At 64.3% G+C, this 16,206-nt stretch carries 18 protein-coding genes and 1 pseudogene; 11 read left to right on the forward strand and 8 right to left on the reverse strand.

Annotated elements, in window-relative coordinates; genetic code table 11:
* Positions 1 to 993 precede the first annotated feature (993 nt).
* Positions 994 to 1,260, reverse strand: a complete 267-nt coding sequence (gene rpsT / locus XH79_RS22010; protein WP_035704405.1) for a 30S ribosomal protein S20 — start codon at positions 1,258 to 1,260, stop codon at positions 994 to 996.
* A 372-nt stretch (positions 1,261 to 1,632) separates the two neighbouring features.
* Between rpsT and XH79_RS22015 the strand changes: the two genes are divergently transcribed.
* The 3 genes from XH79_RS22015 (at position 1,633) to XH79_RS22025 (ending at position 3,815) form a co-directional block, all read left to right on the forward strand.
* A complete protein-coding gene (locus XH79_RS22015; protein WP_212340287.1) occupies positions 1,633 to 1,950 on the forward strand; it encodes a hypothetical protein in 318 nt (105 codons plus the stop codon).
* Between the two features lie 173 nt (positions 1,951 to 2,123).
* Positions 2,124 to 2,780, forward strand: a complete 657-nt coding sequence (gene msrA / locus XH79_RS22020; protein ID WP_271582896.1) for a peptide-methionine (S)-S-oxide reductase MsrA — start codon at positions 2,124 to 2,126, stop codon at positions 2,778 to 2,780.
* 288 nt (positions 2,781 to 3,068) lie between these two features.
* On the forward strand, positions 3,069 to 3,815 hold the full coding sequence (locus XH79_RS22025) for a polysaccharide biosynthesis/export family protein (protein ID WP_271582897.1): 747 nt from the start codon (positions 3,069 to 3,071) through the stop codon (positions 3,813 to 3,815).
* 140 nt (positions 3,816 to 3,955) lie between these two features.
* Here the strand turns inward: XH79_RS22025 and XH79_RS22030 are convergent, their stop codons facing one another.
* The 4 genes from XH79_RS22030 to XH79_RS22045 form a co-directional block, all read right to left on the reverse strand.
* Positions 3,956 to 4,438 (reverse strand): hypothetical protein, encoded by a 483-nt coding sequence (locus XH79_RS22030; protein ID WP_271582898.1) that lies wholly within the window; start codon positions 4,436 to 4,438, stop codon positions 3,956 to 3,958.
* A 222-nt stretch (positions 4,439 to 4,660) separates the two neighbouring features.
* Positions 4,661 to 5,332 (reverse strand): dienelactone hydrolase family protein, encoded by a 672-nt coding sequence (locus XH79_RS22035; RefSeq protein ID WP_212340292.1) that lies wholly within the window; start codon positions 5,330 to 5,332, stop codon positions 4,661 to 4,663.
* Positions 5,333 to 5,519: 187 nt separating this feature from the next.
* Entirely contained in the window at positions 5,520 to 5,855 is a 336-nt protein-coding gene (locus tag XH79_RS22040; RefSeq protein ID WP_212340294.1) for a hypothetical protein, read from the reverse strand.
* A gap of 20 nt (positions 5,856 to 5,875) precedes the next feature.
* A complete protein-coding gene (locus tag XH79_RS22045; RefSeq protein ID WP_271582899.1) occupies positions 5,876 to 6,640 on the reverse strand; it encodes an alpha/beta fold hydrolase in 765 nt (254 codons plus the stop codon).
* A 313-nt stretch (positions 6,641 to 6,953) separates the two neighbouring features.
* Here XH79_RS22045 and XH79_RS22050 point away from each other — a divergent pair, with 313 nt between their 5' ends.
* Complete coding sequence (locus XH79_RS22050; RefSeq protein ID WP_271582900.1) at positions 6,954 to 8,048, forward strand: HD-GYP domain-containing protein; 1,095 nt, start codon at positions 6,954 to 6,956, stop codon at positions 8,046 to 8,048.
* 113 nt (positions 8,049 to 8,161) lie between these two features.
* Here the strand turns inward: XH79_RS22050 and XH79_RS22055 are convergent.
* Together XH79_RS22055 and XH79_RS22060 are read right to left on the reverse strand one after the other, a co-directional pair.
* Positions 8,162 to 9,741 (reverse strand): annotated as a pseudogene (locus XH79_RS22055) (AMP-binding protein).
* A 236-nt stretch (positions 9,742 to 9,977) separates the two neighbouring features.
* Positions 9,978 to 10,388 (reverse strand): VOC family protein, encoded by a 411-nt coding sequence (locus XH79_RS22060; RefSeq protein WP_271582901.1) that lies wholly within the window; start codon positions 10,386 to 10,388, stop codon positions 9,978 to 9,980.
* A 141-nt stretch (positions 10,389 to 10,529) separates the two neighbouring features.
* Here XH79_RS22060 and XH79_RS22065 point away from each other — a divergent pair, with 141 nt between their 5' ends.
* The 5 genes from XH79_RS22065 (at position 10,530) to XH79_RS22085 (ending at position 13,584) form a co-directional block, all read left to right on the forward strand.
* A complete protein-coding gene (locus XH79_RS22065; RefSeq protein ID WP_212340304.1) occupies positions 10,530 to 11,504 on the forward strand; it encodes a Bug family tripartite tricarboxylate transporter substrate binding protein in 975 nt (324 codons plus the stop codon).
* 149 nt (positions 11,505 to 11,653) lie between these two features.
* Complete coding sequence (locus XH79_RS22070) at positions 11,654 to 11,932, forward strand: DUF3551 domain-containing protein (protein ID WP_212340306.1); 279 nt, start codon at positions 11,654 to 11,656, stop codon at positions 11,930 to 11,932.
* A 99-nt stretch (positions 11,933 to 12,031) separates the two neighbouring features.
* Positions 12,032 to 12,484, forward strand: coding sequence for an ArsR/SmtB family transcription factor (locus XH79_RS22075; protein ID WP_271582902.1), 453 nt, complete (start codon positions 12,032 to 12,034; stop codon positions 12,482 to 12,484).
* Entirely contained in the window at positions 12,484 to 12,828 is a 345-nt protein-coding gene (locus XH79_RS22080) for an SRPBCC family protein (RefSeq protein WP_271582903.1), read from the forward strand. Before XH79_RS22075 ends, XH79_RS22080 begins: the two co-directional genes overlap by 1 nt.
* Positions 12,829 to 12,846: 18 nt before the next feature.
* Entirely contained in the window at positions 12,847 to 13,584 is a 738-nt protein-coding gene (locus tag XH79_RS22085) for a DUF899 domain-containing protein (RefSeq protein WP_271582904.1), read from the forward strand.
* A 179-nt stretch (positions 13,585 to 13,763) separates the two neighbouring features.
* Here XH79_RS22085 and XH79_RS22090 read toward each other — a convergent pair whose 3' ends face one another.
* Positions 13,764 to 15,008 (reverse strand): S1C family serine protease, encoded by a 1,245-nt coding sequence (locus XH79_RS22090; protein ID WP_271582905.1) that lies wholly within the window; start codon positions 15,006 to 15,008, stop codon positions 13,764 to 13,766.
* A gap of 200 nt (positions 15,009 to 15,208) precedes the next feature.
* Between XH79_RS22090 and XH79_RS22095 the strand changes: the two genes are divergently transcribed.
* Both XH79_RS22095 and XH79_RS22100 read left to right on the forward strand, forming a co-directional pair.
* Positions 15,209 to 15,826 (forward strand): hypothetical protein, encoded by a 618-nt coding sequence (locus XH79_RS22095; protein ID WP_212340316.1) that lies wholly within the window; start codon positions 15,209 to 15,211, stop codon positions 15,824 to 15,826.
* The gene (locus tag XH79_RS22100; protein ID WP_212340318.1) at positions 15,813 to 16,187 is read left to right on the forward strand and encodes a winged helix-turn-helix domain-containing protein; all 375 of its coding nucleotides are present in this window, start codon (positions 15,813 to 15,815) and stop codon (positions 16,185 to 16,187) included. Before XH79_RS22095 ends, XH79_RS22100 begins: the two co-directional genes overlap by 14 nt.
* Positions 16,188 to 16,206 lie beyond the last annotated feature (19 nt).

Consider the following 16,206-nt stretch of genomic DNA (forward strand, 5'->3'; position numbering starts at 1 on the left):
ACATGATACCCTCCCCGTCCTGCCGTGATCGCTCACGACAAGGTCCTGCGTAAAAGACAACCGCGCCGTACTCCTGTCGCGGATGCCTGCCCGTCTGCACTAGTCGTCCACTCGGCTTCGCCATCGCGTATGTCGGGGTAGCTGCAAGATGTCTCTCATTTGCGCTTGGCGCGAGCGAGATGCTTGAGATCCCGCTTGGAGACATTCAGACAAAGAACTACCATTCCCATATTGCTATAGGTTTTGAACCGACAATCGCTTGTTGAAGCGTCGCCAACGTGCACACCGCCGCCGATTTGCACGCTCGCCCCGTTTCCGATACCGCGCTGGTCTCAAGATCGTGGGCGCCGCGAACGACTTAAGGAATACACTATGCGGAAAGACTCGCAACGGAATTGATTCACACTTGAGGCATCAAAAAACTTGACCTCGGTTAACGTCGCGCGCCACTTGTGCACAGGCTCCGAAGCAAGTTTTTGGATTCGTGCACAGAATCGAAAATGCGGCGCTTCGTGTGACAATTCCCCGCCACCGCCAAAAATTTTTTACAAAAGCGTCACGCATCCGACGCGCAAGCGACTTTTCCAAATGCTTGTCGCAGCTATGTCGATAAGTGATTAGCGAGTCATCGTTTTTTGAGTCTCGTTTCACAGGGTAACTCCACCTGTGGCAGCATCCCGGTGAATCTACGGTGTGCAGAACTTTTCCGCGCGCGGATTCAACTTAGCCCCGCGCCGCAGGGGTTTTTCGCAACGCAGTGTAAGTTTCCGCTGTTGCAAAAACATCCGCAGGTAGAGCTGCGGAACGCATCATAGTGCGCACGACGCAAATCTTCCACTCGGAGATTGCGAGGCACGTGCCTGCTTGCGTGAATATGACAGGCAACAAAAAAGCCCGGCGCGATGCCGGGCTCTTTGTCGTGCTGATCGGATCAACCGATCAGATGATGTCGCAAGCTCACCTGCGAGCTGACTCGCAAGTTTACTTGGAAGCTTACTTGGCGAGCTTGGCGATCTGCGCGGTGAGGCGCGAGACTTTGCGGCTGGCGTTGTTCTTGTGAATGATGTTGCGCTGGGCGGCGCGCATCAGGGCGGGCTCGGCAGTCGCGAGCGCCTTCACGGCGGCGGCGCGGTCGCCGGTCTTGATGGCTTCCTCGACAGTGCGCACGGCGCCGCGCATCTGGGTGCGGCGCGACTTGTTGACGGCGGTGCGGCGGGCGATCTTGCGCGTCGCTTTCTTGGCGGAAGTGGTATTGGCCATGGTCTCAATATCCTTTGCGGGTACCGGTCGCGTCTTGGTCGGGTAGCGCCGGCTTGCTTGACCGCGGAATCGACGCTCGGATTTAGGGTGTTCGGTTGCTGGGCCGTTCCCGGAACATGAGGCCCAAAAAGCCTGCAACTGCTCAAAGAACAGCGGCGGCAGGATTGCGCCCGCCGCCAGTTGGCGCCCTTATAGAGAGGGTCTGTGGCACCGTCAACGCTTTCCGGGCTGGAAAACCGGCCTCAAGCGGGCCGGACGGGGGCCGTAACGCCCTGAACAGGTTGAATTTCTGCCGTCCCCCGGCTATTGGCTGGCGGCATTTCGTCGGCGTTTCCAGGGCTCGTCCGATCGGACGACCGTATAGGGTGAGGCATGATCCGCGGCTTTTTCCGACTGATTGGGCTGTTGCTGCTCGCCGGCGGGTTCATCTTCATGGTCTATGACGGCGCCCGCTGGGTCGCCGACCAGACCCTGCGGTTCACCCGGTTCGGCCAGTTCTGGAACGACATCAACCAAGCCAGCCAGACGGCATTCCGGACCTGGGTCGAGGCCAAGGCGCCCTGGCTCTGGACCTCGGTGATCCGCCTCGTGCTGGACCAGCCGGTTTTCGCCGTCCTCGGCATTCTCGGTATCCTGCTGATGGTCCTGTTCCGGCCGCGCAAGCCGCTGATCGGCTATACCCGGGATTGAGCTCTCAATTCCCGCCCGGATTGAGCTTTCGATTCCCGCGAGCGAGCGCCGCATCGGGCGCGGCGTAACAGGGCTGCCCTCGCCTGCGTATAAGCCTATATTCCCACCTGATCGCGAGCACGCCGCCTGAGCGCCTGGCTTTGGCGACGGACAGCTCGTTTCGGAGATTGTCCATGCTGTTCATGCGCAAGACCACCGCATTGCCGAGCGCAGCTGAAGCGCTGCCGGGCCGTGCGCAAGCCATCCCGACCGCGACCACCCATTTCGTCAACGGTGCGAAGTTGCAGCCGCCTTATCCGGCCGGCCTCGAGCAGGCGGTGTTCGGGCTCGGCTGCTTCTGGGGCGCCGAGCGCAAGTTCTGGGAGCTCGGCGACGGCATCTACACCACCGCCGTCGGCTATGCCGGCGGCCACACGCCGAACCCGACCTATGAAGAAGTCTGCTCGGGCCGCACCGCCCACACCGAGGTCGTGCTGGTCGTGTTCGACCCCAGGAAGATCGCCTACGAGCGCCTGTTGAAGACGTTCTGGGAGAGCCACAACCCGACGCAGGGCATGCGCCAAGGCAACGACGTCGGCACGCAGTACCGAAGCGCGGTCTACACTTCCACGGACGCGCAGAAGAAGGCGGCCGACGAGTCCAAGGCGCTCTACCAGAAGGCGCTTGCCGCGAAAGGTCTCGGTGCGATCACCACCGAGATCGCACCGGCCGGCGAATTCTATTTCGCCGAGGACTATCATCAGCAATATCTGGCGAAGAATCCCGCCGGCTATTGCGGTCTGGGCGGCACCGGCGTGTCCTGCCCGATCGGCGTGGGTGTGGGCGCGTAAGCGAAATCTTCGCCGTGACGATGTTGGTCGCGGCGTGCGCATCTTACCCTCCCCTGGAGGGGGAGGGTCGATCGCGCGTAGCGCGAGCGGGGTGGGGTGACGGTCTCTCCACGTCCAACGGTGCTCGTGTGGAGGGATCACCCCACCCCGCTACGCATTTCGCTCCGCTGCATGCGTAGCGACCCTCCCCCTCCAGGGGAGGGTGCGACCCCATTACCGTTCGCTCAACGCTTTATTAACCATAACCGGTGCATCACTGGAGCCATCTCGTTTCGAGGGACAGGTCCGGTGCCGGTTGCACGCGCGTTTCGATCGTCGATCTCGGCAGTTGCATTGGCAGCGTCCGCCGCGCTGCCCCTTGGCGGCTGCATGCAGACCGCCGGCCCCGTCGCAATGGTGCAGCCCCGTCCCGATCTCGATTCGATGGCCTATGGCCAGCCCTACGGCGCGCCGCAGCCTGTCGTCGTCGCCGACGGTGGTGGCGCCATCGGCGCGCTGCGCAATTCCTTTGCTTCCGCGCCTGCACCCATGCCGGTCGGCTACGCCGCGCCGATGGCAGGACCGGTGCGCTACGACGCCTCCTACCATCTCGATGCCGGCGACAAGCTCCGCGTCGTGGTCTACGGCCAGGAAGGTCTCACCAACAGCTACGCCATCGATGCCGGCGGCTCCATCACCATGCCGCTGGTCGGTGCGGTGCCCGCGCGCGGCCGCACCACTGCAGGCCTTGCCGGCGAGATCGCCGCGCGCCTGCGCAACGGCTACATCCGCGAACCCTCGGTCGCCGTCGAGATCGACACCTATCGCCCGTTCTTCATCCTCGGCGAAGTCTCCGCGCCCGGCCAATATCCTTATGTGCCGAACATGACGGTCGAAAGCGCTGTCGCGATCGCCGGCGGCTTCTCGCCGCGCGCCAAGCGCGACGTGGTCACCGTGACGCACACCGAAGCCGGCGGCGCCATGCGCGCCGTGGTGCCGCTCGGCACGCCGCTCGCGCCGGGCGACACCGTGTTCGTCGGCGAGCGCTGGTTCTAAGACTCTCTCTCCTCGTCATTCTCTCCTCGTCATTCCGGGGCGCGCCGACAGGCGCGAACCCGGAATCCATCTCTCCACCGTCACTGACGCACGATGGATTCCGGGCCCGCGCTATGCGCGTCCCGGAATGACAGCAGAGTTTATCTCCGAAAATCCAGCCGCCCGTTCGGGAAACACCCGTCGATCCTGGCGGCATCGACCACGCGCCCGACCCACGGCCGCATGATCGCGGGATTGGTCAGGTTGATGTACTTGCCGACCAGCCGGCCCGTCTCGTCGCGCGTAGCATCGATCAGCCCGTGCCGGCGGCCATGGTCCCAGTCGAAGCGCAGATAGATGCGCCCGCCCGCAACCCGCACGTCGGCGCGCCCCTCTTTCCACTTGTCCGGCGTATCGCCCGCAATGGTCGGATCGGCACCGCCGTTCCAGCGGCTTGCCCAGATGCCTTCGAGTGGATCGGATGCTGCGGCAATGGACGCCCACTGCGCCGCGTTGACGTCGGCGGCATCGCCGGCAAGCGCGGTGGAAGCGGCATAGCCCATCACCTCGGAATCACTGGGCGCAGGGACATCCATGGTTCCGAACGGATTGCGGATGACGAGGTCAGTATTGGTCTGCTGCATGGCGATCTCCCGGCGTGAGTTGGCGTGATCAGCCAGCTCTATCGCGGGGTCTCAGGATGCAGCCACCCGATTCCTGCTCTCTCCTCTCGTCATTCCGGGGCGCGACGAAGTCGCGAACTATGGTGCGCAATTGCGCACCTGAGAATCCATTCCTCCACCGGCTCTGCCGCACGATAGATTCCGGGCTCGCGCTACGCGCGCCCCGAAATGACGCCTGCGGCGTCATTTCAAATGCTTCGCGAAAAACGCCATGCTGCGCGGCCAGGCGATGTCGGAGCTCGCCTTGTCGTAGCTCGGCCGCTCGTCGCAATGGAAGCCGTGTTGCGCGCCGGGATAGATGAAGACCTCGACGTCCGGCCGCTTGGTCTTGATCGTCTCGACGTCGGTCAGCGGAATGCCGGCATCCTTCTCGCCGAAATGCAGCTGCGTCGGAACCTTCGGCGTCTCGTCGGCGAAGCGCACGACCGCGCCTCCATAATAGCCGATCGCAGCCTTCAGGTCGGTCAATCGCGTCGCCGCGACAAAAGCGATGCTGCCGCCGAGACAGAAGCCGATGATGCCGACCGGGCCGATCGCCTTCACCGCATCGATCGCGGCCTGCGTGTCGCGCAGCATCGCGGCCCAGTCGGGATTGGCGACGAATTTGCGCGCCTCGGCGATCTCATCGGGCGTATAGCCCGACTGGAAGTTCGGCGTGGTGCGGTCGAAGATCGACGGCGCGATCGCGACGTAACCTTCCTTGGCGAGGCGGTCGCAGACCGAACGGATGTGATGGTTGACGCCAAAAATCTCCTGGATCACCACCACCGCGCCCTTCGGCGCGCCTGCGGGATCGGCGCGATAGGCGCCGAACTGGAAATTATCGGAGGCCGTCAGTTTGATGTCCTGTCCCACGCGGGTTGTCCTTCTTGGTTGGTCGTCAATCCACTCTCTCCCCTCATCCTGAGGAGCGCGCCTTTGCGCGCGTCTCGAAGGATGAAAGGCCTGGATGCAGCAGCGGGGCCTTCATGGTTCTCGCGGCGATGCGCAGCATCGTCCGCCAGACGGCGCTTCGCGCCTCCTCACCATGAGGGGAGAGACCTCACTCCCACATCCAGTTCTCGCCGTAATCCTCCTTCCATCCCGCCAGCCGTCCGTGGCGGAATTGCAGGAACAGGCGATGGCGGTAGGGGATCAGCCGGCTGCCGCCGATGTTGCGGAGCGCGAGGTAGATCTCGTTGCCGGGACGCCCGCGGACATATTGCAGCGGTTGCCCCAGGGCGCGCGCGGTCTGTTCGGCATCCATGCCGAACGCAAGCGGCGTATTGTTCGACAAGGTCGTGACGAAAGGCTGGCGCGGCGGCACGGCGCCGAACGGCTCGGCCTGCGCAGACATCGATAGCAACACCGCGCCCGCAGCCAACATTGCTCGCTTCATTGCCCACGTCCCTGTTCGGCCTATCCCGGCAAGTTCTTCAGGAAAGGCGCGACCGCGTCAACAAAAGCCTGGGGTTGATCGATGTTGACGGCGTGTCCGGCGGCGGGGATCACGACCTTTTGTGCGCCTGGAATCTTGGCCGCCATGTAGTCGGACGCGGCGAGGAACGGCGTGTCGTCGGCGCCGACCACGATCAGGCTGGGCACCTTGATATCGGGAAGCAGCTCGATCACGCGCGCATCGCGCTGGGTCATCATGCCGCGCGCGACGAGCGCCAGGCCCTTGGCGTTGCGATGACTGGCAGTGGCGCGCTCGCGCGTCGCCTGCTTCAGCATGTCGAGGCCTTCGCGGTCGAGCCTGTCGGCGGTCGCCAGCGCACGCGCGTTCCAGGCTTCGCGCGCATCGTCCTTCCTGAAGCCGGGGCCGGTGTCGATGATGAGCAGCGCGCGGGCGCGTTCCGGATAAGCGCGATAGAACGCGAGCGACATGTAGCCGCCGAGCGAGAGGCCGCCGATGATGGCGCGCTCCGCGCCGACGGCATCGAGGATCGCCGCCATGTCGCCGACGGTGAGCGCTTCGCTGTAGGCCTTGGGATCATCGGGATAATCGGATTGGCCGTGGCCGCGCATGTCCCACAGGATCAGCTTGTGATCCCTCGCGAGCGCATCGACCTGCCCGTGCCACATCGCCGAGGTCGAGGAGTAGCCGTGGGTGAGCAGCAGCGGCGGGCCCTCGCCATGGACTTCGTAGTAGATGCCGACGCCGTCCCGATTGATCCCTGGCATGGTTTCCCGCCCCTTCTTGTTTCGCGTTCATTCTAGCCGGGATCATTTCGGTCGCGCGACACGCCCTTGCGCATGAACCCGATGTGTCTCGATAGCCCTCCCTCCCGGCGCTCGAAAAATCCAGTATTTTCAATGGTCGTTCTACTGTGCATGGGGTTGTTTTCGCCGCTTTTTTTGTTCCGGTCCCGGAACCCGGATTCCCTAAAATTGCTCCTAAAGCTGAAGGGTTCCATTGAGCACGCCTCTTAAGGCCCGGAGAACCTGATCCGGCTTAGGCTGACGCCAAATCCCGACCCGTGCTCTTGGGGAAGCCATGAACGCCTCAGCCAAACCCGCCGCCAAACGCCGGCTTCTGCTCGCCTCCGACAGGAGCGACGAGAGCACCGAGCTCGCCAGCATTTTGAAGGCGGTCGGCGAGGTCTCGACGGTGACCACGCAGGAGATTCCCGAGCAGCCCTCGCGCGATCTCTCCGGCCTCGTCGTCGACATCAACCTGCGCTCGCCCGAGAGCGTGCAGCGGGTGCGCAACAAGCTGCGCGGCGATGCCTATCGCTCGATGCCGCGGCTGTTCGTGCTGGCGGACGCACTTCATCACGGCACCATGCAGGCCTGGGCGCTGGGCGCCACCGACACGATCTCGCGTCCGCTGCAGCCCGATGCCATCCTGCAGCGCATCCGCGCCGCCTTTCCCGACACCGCCACCTATGACGCGACCGATCGCGGCAAGACCCTCAACCGCGGCGTCGAGGCGGCGCATGCGGTGCTGGCAAAGATGTTCGAGAAGCTGCCGCTCGGCGTGCCCCTGACCTTCGACGACGTCATCGCCGCGGAGAGCAAGATCCTGAAGGCGATCAAGCACTCCTCGCTGCGCGAATGGCTCACCACGGTCGGCTGCCATCACGTCGGCAGCTATCGCCACTGCCTGTTCGTCACCGGCTTTGCGGTCGCCTTCGCGCAGCATCTCGGCATGCGCGAGGACGACCAGCGCCGCCTGACCCGTGCCGCGCTGCTGCACGATGTCGGCAAGGCGTTCGTTCCGTCCAATCTGCTCGACAAGCCCGGCAAGCTCACCGACGAGGAGATGGCCGAGGTCCGCCAGCATCCGCGCCGCGGCTATGACGCGCTCGCAGCCCAGGGTGGCTTCCCGCCGGAGATGCTGGATGTCGTGCTGCATCACCACGAATTCCTCGACGGCAGCGGCTATCCGAATGGCCTGTCGTCGAACCAGATCAGCGACATCGTGCGCCTGACGACGATCGTCGACATCTACGCCGCGCTCGTCGAGAAGCGTGCCTACCGCATGCCCTTCACCCACTCGCGTGCCTTCGCCATGATGGAAGGCATGGGCGGCAAGCTCGACCAGCAGCTGCTGCAGGCGTTCCGCCCGGTGGCGCTGGGGTCGTTCTAGGTGAGATGCCGTAGGGTGGGCAAAGCGAAGCGTGCCCACCACTTCCAAGAACGTGGGCACGGCGCTGACGCGCCTTTGCCCACCCTACGGCAGTTTGCCGTTCGGCGACCTCGCTACCCCACCATCTTCCGCAGCTCCGCCTTTGCCACCTTCTCCAGCGTCGAGCGCGGCATGTCGTCGACCAGCCTGATCTCGCGCGGCAGCTTGAAGTCGGCGAGGCCCTTGCGGCAGGCTTCCATCACGCGGTCATGGAAATCGAGCGGCGCAGCCGCGACGCCGCCATGCGGGATGATGAACACGACCGGCACCTCGTCCAGCATCGGATGCTTCTTCGCCACCACGGCGGCCTCGCGCACGCCCGGGACGAGCGCGATCACCTGCTCGATCTCGGAGGCCGCGACGTTCTCGCCGCCGACCTTCAGCATGTCCTTGGCGCGGTCACCGAACTTGATGTAGCCGTTCTGAAGCCGCTCGACACGGTCGCCGGTGAGAAAGAAGCCGTGCGCATCAAAGCTCTCGCGCGTCGCCGTCTCGTTGTGCAGGTATTCGGCGAACAGCGACAGGCCGGGGATGCCCTTGATCGCGAGATTGCCGGTGTCGCCGACCTCGGTCGGCCGTCCCTCATCGTCGGTGATGCGGATCTGGTACTCTGGCGCGGCGCGGCCGATCGACATGGGTATGTTGGGCTGGTCGACTTCTCCGACGAGCCGTGGGTGATGGTCTCGGTCATGCCCCACCAGCCGATCATCTTGACGCCGAAGGCGGCAAAGGCGGGCGGCTCGTTGATCGCGGTGCCCCACAGGCGGAACTTATGGTCTTTCGGGATCTTCTGCTCGAGCAGCGCCTTCATGCAGAACGGTATGGTCGAGGTCCAGGTCGCGCCGTGCTCGCGCGCGACGCCCCAGAACCGGCTCGCGGAGAAGCGCGGCTGGATCACGCAGGTGGCGCCGACCCACAGCGTCGCCAGCATGGAGTAGGCGAGGGCATTGGTGTGGAACAGCGGCAGGTAGGTCTGGTGCACGTCGCCGGCGTGGAGGTCCTCATGCGCGGCGTTGATCTTGGCGCCCCACAGCGCGTTGGCGTGAGTCCACAGCACCGCTTTGGGGCGCGACGTCGTGCCTGAGGTGTACTGCACGCTGCACGGCGCCAGCGGATCGGTCGCGCGCCTGGGACGGTCGGCGCTGTCGGCGAACAGCGATTCAAAGCTTTCGCCGCGCGAGACCGCTTGCGTAGGCGCCACGCCCGTATCATGCGAGGTCACCGCCAGCCAGCGGACGTTGCGGCAGTTCTGCGCGACGATCTCCGCATAGGCCGGCTGCGTGATCGCGGCGACCGCGCCGCAATGATCGGCGAAATACGCGATCTCCGCCGGTGCCGAGCGGGTGTTGGTGGTGACTGCGATGGCCCCCAGCTCGACACAGGCGAACCAGGCCAGCATCGCCTCGATGCAATTGTCGAGATGAATGAGCACATATTCGCCCGGCTTCACCCCGCGCCGCGCGAGCCCCGCCGCGAGCGCACCGACCCGCTCGTGAAACTCGCCATAGCTCCAGCGCCGCGCCGGCGCGTCGAACGGCGCCCAGATCAGGAACGGATGATCACGCCGGACCTCCGCGCGCATCCTCAAGAGCCAGGGCACGTCGAGCCCGTCGAACGGACCGACGATTCCAGTTGCGGTGTGTTGAAGTGGCATGAGCACCTCCCCGTGCAGCCCGCATCTTGCTGGCGGCTGCCTTTTGATTATTGCGTCTTCCTGCCATCGGATGACGCGGGGAGCAAATCGGGGGATGGCAGTGCACTGCGCTGTGGCCGCGCGCTCGTTTCGTCATTCCGGGATGGTCCGAAGGACCAGACCCGGAATCTCGAGGTTCTCAGGTGCGCAACTGCGCACCATAGTTCGATGCTGCGCATCGCCCCGGAATGACGGGTCTAGTTTTCGTACGATGAGATCTCGATCAAACTGCCATCGGGGTCCCGGCAATAGACCGAGCGCAGCGTGCCGCGGGCGCCCTGCCTGGGGCCCGGGCCTTCCTCGATGGCGACGCCATGTGCCTTCAAATGCGCCACCACCTCGTCCGGAGCGGAGGAGGTGAGGAAGCACAGATCCTCGCTGCCGACGGTTGGGTGATCCGCGGTGAACCACTCCACCTTGTCGGCATCGCGCGGCCGGACGTTGATCTTCTGGTTACCGAAATGAAGGGAAGTCCGCGGCGCTTTGCCGCCGCCGGGGTCGAAGACCTTGACTTCCATGCCGAGAATCCTGCGGTACCACTCGGCGGTCACCGCGACATCGGCGACGTTGATCACGAGATGATCGAGGGCTTTGACCTTGACCGGCATGCCTTATCCTTTCGTCGTGATGCGCCCCGCGCACTTTCCGCCCGCAGCAAGCTTTGTTACAACCGCGCGGACGCCGCTTTCAAGACATCCGGCTTTCAAGAACAACGGCCCTTCAAGAACAACACTGGGAGAACCCTTGAGATGATCACTCGCCGTACCGCGCTGGGCCTGCTCGCCGCCAGTCCGCTGGCAGCCACGCCGCTGTCGAAGGCCTTCGCCGCCGATTATCCGGCCCGTCCGGTGAAATGGGTGGTCGGCTATCCGCCGGGCGGTGCCACCGACATCCTGGCGCGGCTGATCGGACAGCGGCTGTCGGAAAAGCTCGGCCAGCAATTCGTGATCGAGAACAAGCCGGGCGCCGGCAACAATATCGGCACCGAATCGGTCATCAATGCCGAGCCTGACGGCTACACGCTGCAGCTGGTCAATCCGGCCAACTACATCAACGCCTCGCTGTACAGCAACCTCAAGTTCAACTTCGTGCGCGACATCGCGCCGGTCGCCTCGTTCCAGCGCGTGCCGAACGTGATGACCGTCAACAAGGACGTGCCGGCCAAGAACGTCGCCGAGTTCATCGAATATGTGAAGGCCAATCCCGGCAAGGTTAACATGGCCTCGTCCGGCAACGGCACCTCGGTGCATCTGTCCGGCGAGATGTTCATGGCGATGACCGGCTGCAAGATGCAGCACGTGCCCTACCGCGGCGCGGCGCCCGCGATCACCGACATGCTCGGCGGCCAGGTGCAGGTGATCTTCGACAACATGCCCTCGATCATCCAGCACATCCGCTCCGGCTCGCTGCGCGCGATCGGCGTCACCACCGCGGAGCGCTCGCCGCAATTGCCCGACGTGCAGCCGATCGCCGACACGGTGAAGGGCTACGAGGCCAGCGCGCTGTTCGGCATGGGCGCGCCGAAGAACACGCCGAAGGAGATCATCGCCAAGCTCAACAGCGAGATCAACACGCTGATGAAGGAGCCGGACATGGCCAAGCGCCTGGTCGAGCTCGGCGGCGAGCCGCGGGTGCAGACGCCCGAGGCCTTCGGCGATGAGATCAAGGCCGAGACCGAGAAGTGGAAAAAGGTGGTCGAGTTCGCCGGCCTGAAGGTCGAGTAGCGATCTTGTGATGATTGGGAAGGGAGCCCTGCCGTTCTGCAGGGCTTTTTTCTTGCGCGTGTCGTTCCGTTGATCTGGAATAAAACGCTGCGGCGAAACCTGATGATAGATGGCGCGTATCTCGCGCCGTGAGCAATGGAGTTGGGATCATGCGCAAGACGCAATTGGCGCTGCTGACGTTGGGTGCAACGATCCTTGCCGGCGTTGTCACCGTCACGCCGGCCGCTGCCGGCGACTATCCCTGGTGCGCCCAGGGCGGTGAATATGACTATCCCGGCGAATGCGCCTACAGCACTTATGGGCAGTGCCTGGCCAGCATCTCCGGCCGCTTGCTGTATTGCGGCCCCAATCCGCGCGTTGCCTACGGCCAGCAGCAGGTGCCGCCGCCGCGCCCGCCCCGGCGCACGCGGCCCGTCGCACCGTATTGATCGCGCTTCCGACGAGCGCAGCCTGATCACGCAGTCGTGCGGACCCGTGCCCGCGGGTTCCGGCTTGACGCATTTTCGTTCGCGCTTATACTAAACCATATGGTTAAGTATCAGGACGAGACGCTGGACCGGACCTTTGCGGCACTCTCCGACCCGACGAGGCGTGCATTGCTCGCACGCCTCGGCGAAGCGGACGGCCTGTCGGTGAGCGAGCTGGCCGCGCCGTTCCCGGTCTCGCTGCCGGCGATCATGAAGCATCTCGACGTGCTCACGGATGCAGGCCTGATCGTGCGCGAGAAGACCGGGCGCACGGTGTCCTGCCGGCTCACCGCGCGGCCGATGGAGCAGGCGATGAACTGGCTCAATCGCTACGCCCAGTTCTGGTCCGACAATCTCGACCGTCTTGCCGCCTTCGTGGAGGAAGAGACATGGCCAACGCAGCCGTCAACGCCGCCGAACGACCAACGGAGCGACCAAGCCTCACGCTCACGCGCCGGCTCCGCGCGCGGCCGGAAAAAGTCTACGCCGCCTGGACGCAAGCCGAGCAGCTAGTGCAGTGGTTCGGGCCGCCGAACATGAGGCCGGCGACGCTGCAAGCCGAGCTCGATGTGCGCACCGGCGGCAGCTTTCGCATCAGCTTCACCCGCGACGATGGCGAATATTTCGAGGCCGGCGGCAGCTATCGCGAGGTGGTGCCGAACGAGCGCCTGGTCTTCACCTGGGCCTGGCATTCGACGCCGGAGCGCGAATCGCTGGTCACGATCTCGTTCAAGCCTGATAGCGCCGGCACCCTGATGGTGTTCCATCACGCCCAGTTCGCCGACGAGACCGCACGCGACAACCATCAGCGCGGCTGGAGCTCGTTCTTCGACAAGCTCGACGCCTTCGTCGCCTGAATTCCAAGGGAGAATGCCATGCAGCAACATCAGATCGTCTCGCGCGAGCAGTGGATTGCGGCACGCAAGGCTCATCTCGCCCGTGAGAAGGAGTTGACGCAGGCCCGCGAACGGCTTGCCGACGAGCGCCGCCAGCTTCCCTGGGTGAAGGTCGACAAGCCCTACGTCTTCACCGGGCCGAACGGCAAGGTCACGCTGTCCGACCTCTTCAAGAACCGCCCGCAGCTCGTCGTCCAGCACGTGATGTTCGCGCCCGACTGGGACGCGGCCTGCAAGAGCTGCTCGTTCTGGGCCGATGGGTTCGAGCGCATGGTGCCGCATCTGGCCGCGCGCGACACGTCCATGGCCGCGGTCTCGCTGGCGTCAAGCGCAAAGCTCGAGGCCTTCAAGAAGCGGATGGGCTGGACCTTCGACTGGGTCTCGTCAGGCGACAACGATTTCAACAGAGATTACGGCGTGACGTTCTCGCCGGACGAGATCGCGACCGGCAAGCCGATGTACAATTTCGGTACCACGCCGATCTACGGACCCGAGCTGCCCGGCATCAGCGTGTTCTACCGCAACGAGGCCGGCGAGATTTTTCACACCTATTCCTGCTTCGCCCGCGGCCTCGACATGATGAACGCCGCCTATCAGTATCTCGATCTCACCCCGCTCGGCCGTCACGAGGAAGGCCTGCCCTATCCGATGGATTGGGTGCGCCTGCGCGACCAGTACGAGCCGCAGACGGCGAAGGCGGCGTGCTGCCACGGGTGAGGGGGCAGTTCGTTTCCCGATGTCGTCCTGGCGAAAGCCAGGACCATACCGCGGAATCTATCGATGGCGCTCGGTTGCTGTACCGGGCGACCAATCTTCGCCAAACTCCTTCTTGGGGTAATGGGTCCTGGCTTTCGCCAGGACGACATCAGTAGGTAAGGCGCGGACAGCACCCGTCCTCACCGCTTCGCGTCGGCCTGCTCCGTCGCGTTGCACGAGATCAGCATCGTATAGGGCCGGGCGTTACCGGCGATATCGGTGGTCTTGAGCTCGCTCTTCGGTTCGGCGGTCTGATAGGGCACCACGGAATTGTCGAGGAAGTCGCGCAGCACGCCGGTCTTGATGGCGAAGTTGATGTTTTCAGGGATGTTGCCGGTCGCAGCGGCGATACGCAATGCCGGGATCTTTCCGGTGACCACGCCCACGACCTGACCGGTGGTATCGAACAGCGGCCCGCCGCTATTGCCGGGCTGTATGGGGGCACTGATTTGCAGGAAACGCGAATCGTTGCGCATGCCGCTGAGCGAGCTGACGATGCCGGTGGTCACGGTGAAATCCGAGCTCAGGAGGCCATGGAAGGGAAAGCCGATTGCGATGACGGCATCGCCGGAGCGGATTGAACGGTCACGAATCCGCGCAAACTCCTTGAATGTCGTCGTCGACGGCGCCTGCAGGAGAGCGAGATCGTTGTTCGCATCGCTCGACACGACGCGCAGTATCATCGAGGCCTCGCCGGTGAGGTTGCCCTTGATGTCGCCGACGCAGCCGTCGATCACATGGTTGTTGGTGACGATGTGGCCGTTCGCGCTGACCACGAAGCCAGTGCCGTTCTTGGCCCTCGTAGGTTTGCCGCCGGCCGGCGGTGGCGCCTGTTTCTCCGCCGTGGCTGCCGGCTTGGCCGCGCCCTTGGTGAAATCGCCCGCCTTGCTCAGCCCGTCGGCTTTTACCCTGGTGACGCAATTGGCCAGGGCCGCGATCACGGGTCCAGTCGAGGTCAGATCAAAGTTCAGGACGGTGCGGCCGCTCGTCGCGACCATCAGGCTTGCCTTCTGAAACGTTCGCACGACATTGGCGGGCATGACGGCCGTGAGCATGTTCGGCTGATTGGCGGTGGCAAACAATCTTGCCTGCTCCTGTCCGTCGAAGATGACGTCGATCGCGGCGTTCTCGCCCTGTTTGAAGCGGTAGCTGGGACTCGCAAAGGCCAGCGACCAGGTGCCGGCGGCATTGTAGCCCACCACGAGAATGACGCCGTTGGCGTAGGGCGTCGTCGCCGCACAATGCGAGAACGCACCCGTCGCGTCATTGCTGAAGGCGCCGCCGATCCAGTTGCCGACATTGACGGAGCCGAACGGCCCCGCCGCGTTCGCCCCGACGACATCCACCTGCAACACAGACGCTACGATCAACGACTTAAGCCACATGCCAGCCCCCGGAACGCTTTTGCATGCATCTTATCTGCGGGGACGGGTGCTGTGCAACCGGCAGTTGTCGGCGCGGATCCAGTCCCGCCGGAGCGACTTTCGGGCTTGCCATTACTTTGCGATCCGATATACTTTGCAGTACAAAGTAAGAGGGCGTTCGCCCTCGCAAACCTGGGCGAAGCGAGGTTTCGGCGTTGCCGATGCGCGATCTCGACAAGGCACTGGCTGACATCGTGGCGATCCGCAGCCAGATCGCGGCGGGCACGGCGTTCCGCGGCTATGGCCCGGCGACGATGGCGGCGACCGGCGCCGTCGCGCTGCTCACCGCTGTCCTGCAAGCCTGGTTGCTGGGTGACCCGACCAGCGAGCCGGTCGGCTTTTTCTTCGGCTGGTTCGTCGCCGCCGTGCTGTCCTGCCTGATGATCGGGATCGAGATGCGCGCGCGTTCGCGCCGTCATCATTCCGGCCTTGCCGATGCCATGATCCATCAGGCCGTCGAGCAGTTTCTGCCCGCGGGCGTTGCCGGCGTGCTGCTCGCGGTGGTGATGTGGAAGTTCGCGAGCGAGACGTTGTGGCTGTTGCCGGGCCTGTGGCAGATTCTGGTGTCGCTCGGCATCTTCGCCTCGGTCCGCTCGCTGCCGCGCACCGTCGCGCTCGCAGGGGCCTGGTATTTCGTTTCGGGCTTTGCGGTCGTGGTGCTCGCGAGCCGAACCCATACGCTGTCGCCATGGACCATGGGGCTGCCCTTCGTGATCGGGCAGTCGGTGATGGCGGGCATTCTGTATTTCGCGTCCGGAGACAACGATGTCGAAGACTGACAGCGCGCCTTTTTCCTATGAAGGGCTCGACCGCGTGATCCACGAGAAGGCGAGGCTCGGGCTGCTGACCTCGCTGATGGCGCACCCGAAGGGTCTGGCGTTCGCGGACCTCAAGCAGCTCTGCGGCCTGACCGACGGCAATCTCAGCCGGCATCTCGCCGTGCTCCAGGAGGCCGGCCTCGTCGAGGTGACCAAGGGCTATGAGGGCAATCGCCCGCACACCACCTGTCGCCTGACCAAAGCCGGCCGCCGCCGCTTCCTCGACTATCTCGCCGTGCTCGAACGCCTGGTGCGTGACGCGGCGAAAGCCGCCGGCCGCGAGGCGCAGCCGCTCGGCCGCCTTGGTATCGTCTCGACCTGATCCTCCCCTTTTTTGACCG

Origin of the sequence: Bradyrhizobium sp. CCBAU 45389, assembly GCF_028128625.1 — a bacterium.
GTDB lineage: Bacteria > Pseudomonadota > Alphaproteobacteria > Rhizobiales > Xanthobacteraceae > Bradyrhizobium > Bradyrhizobium liaoningense_B.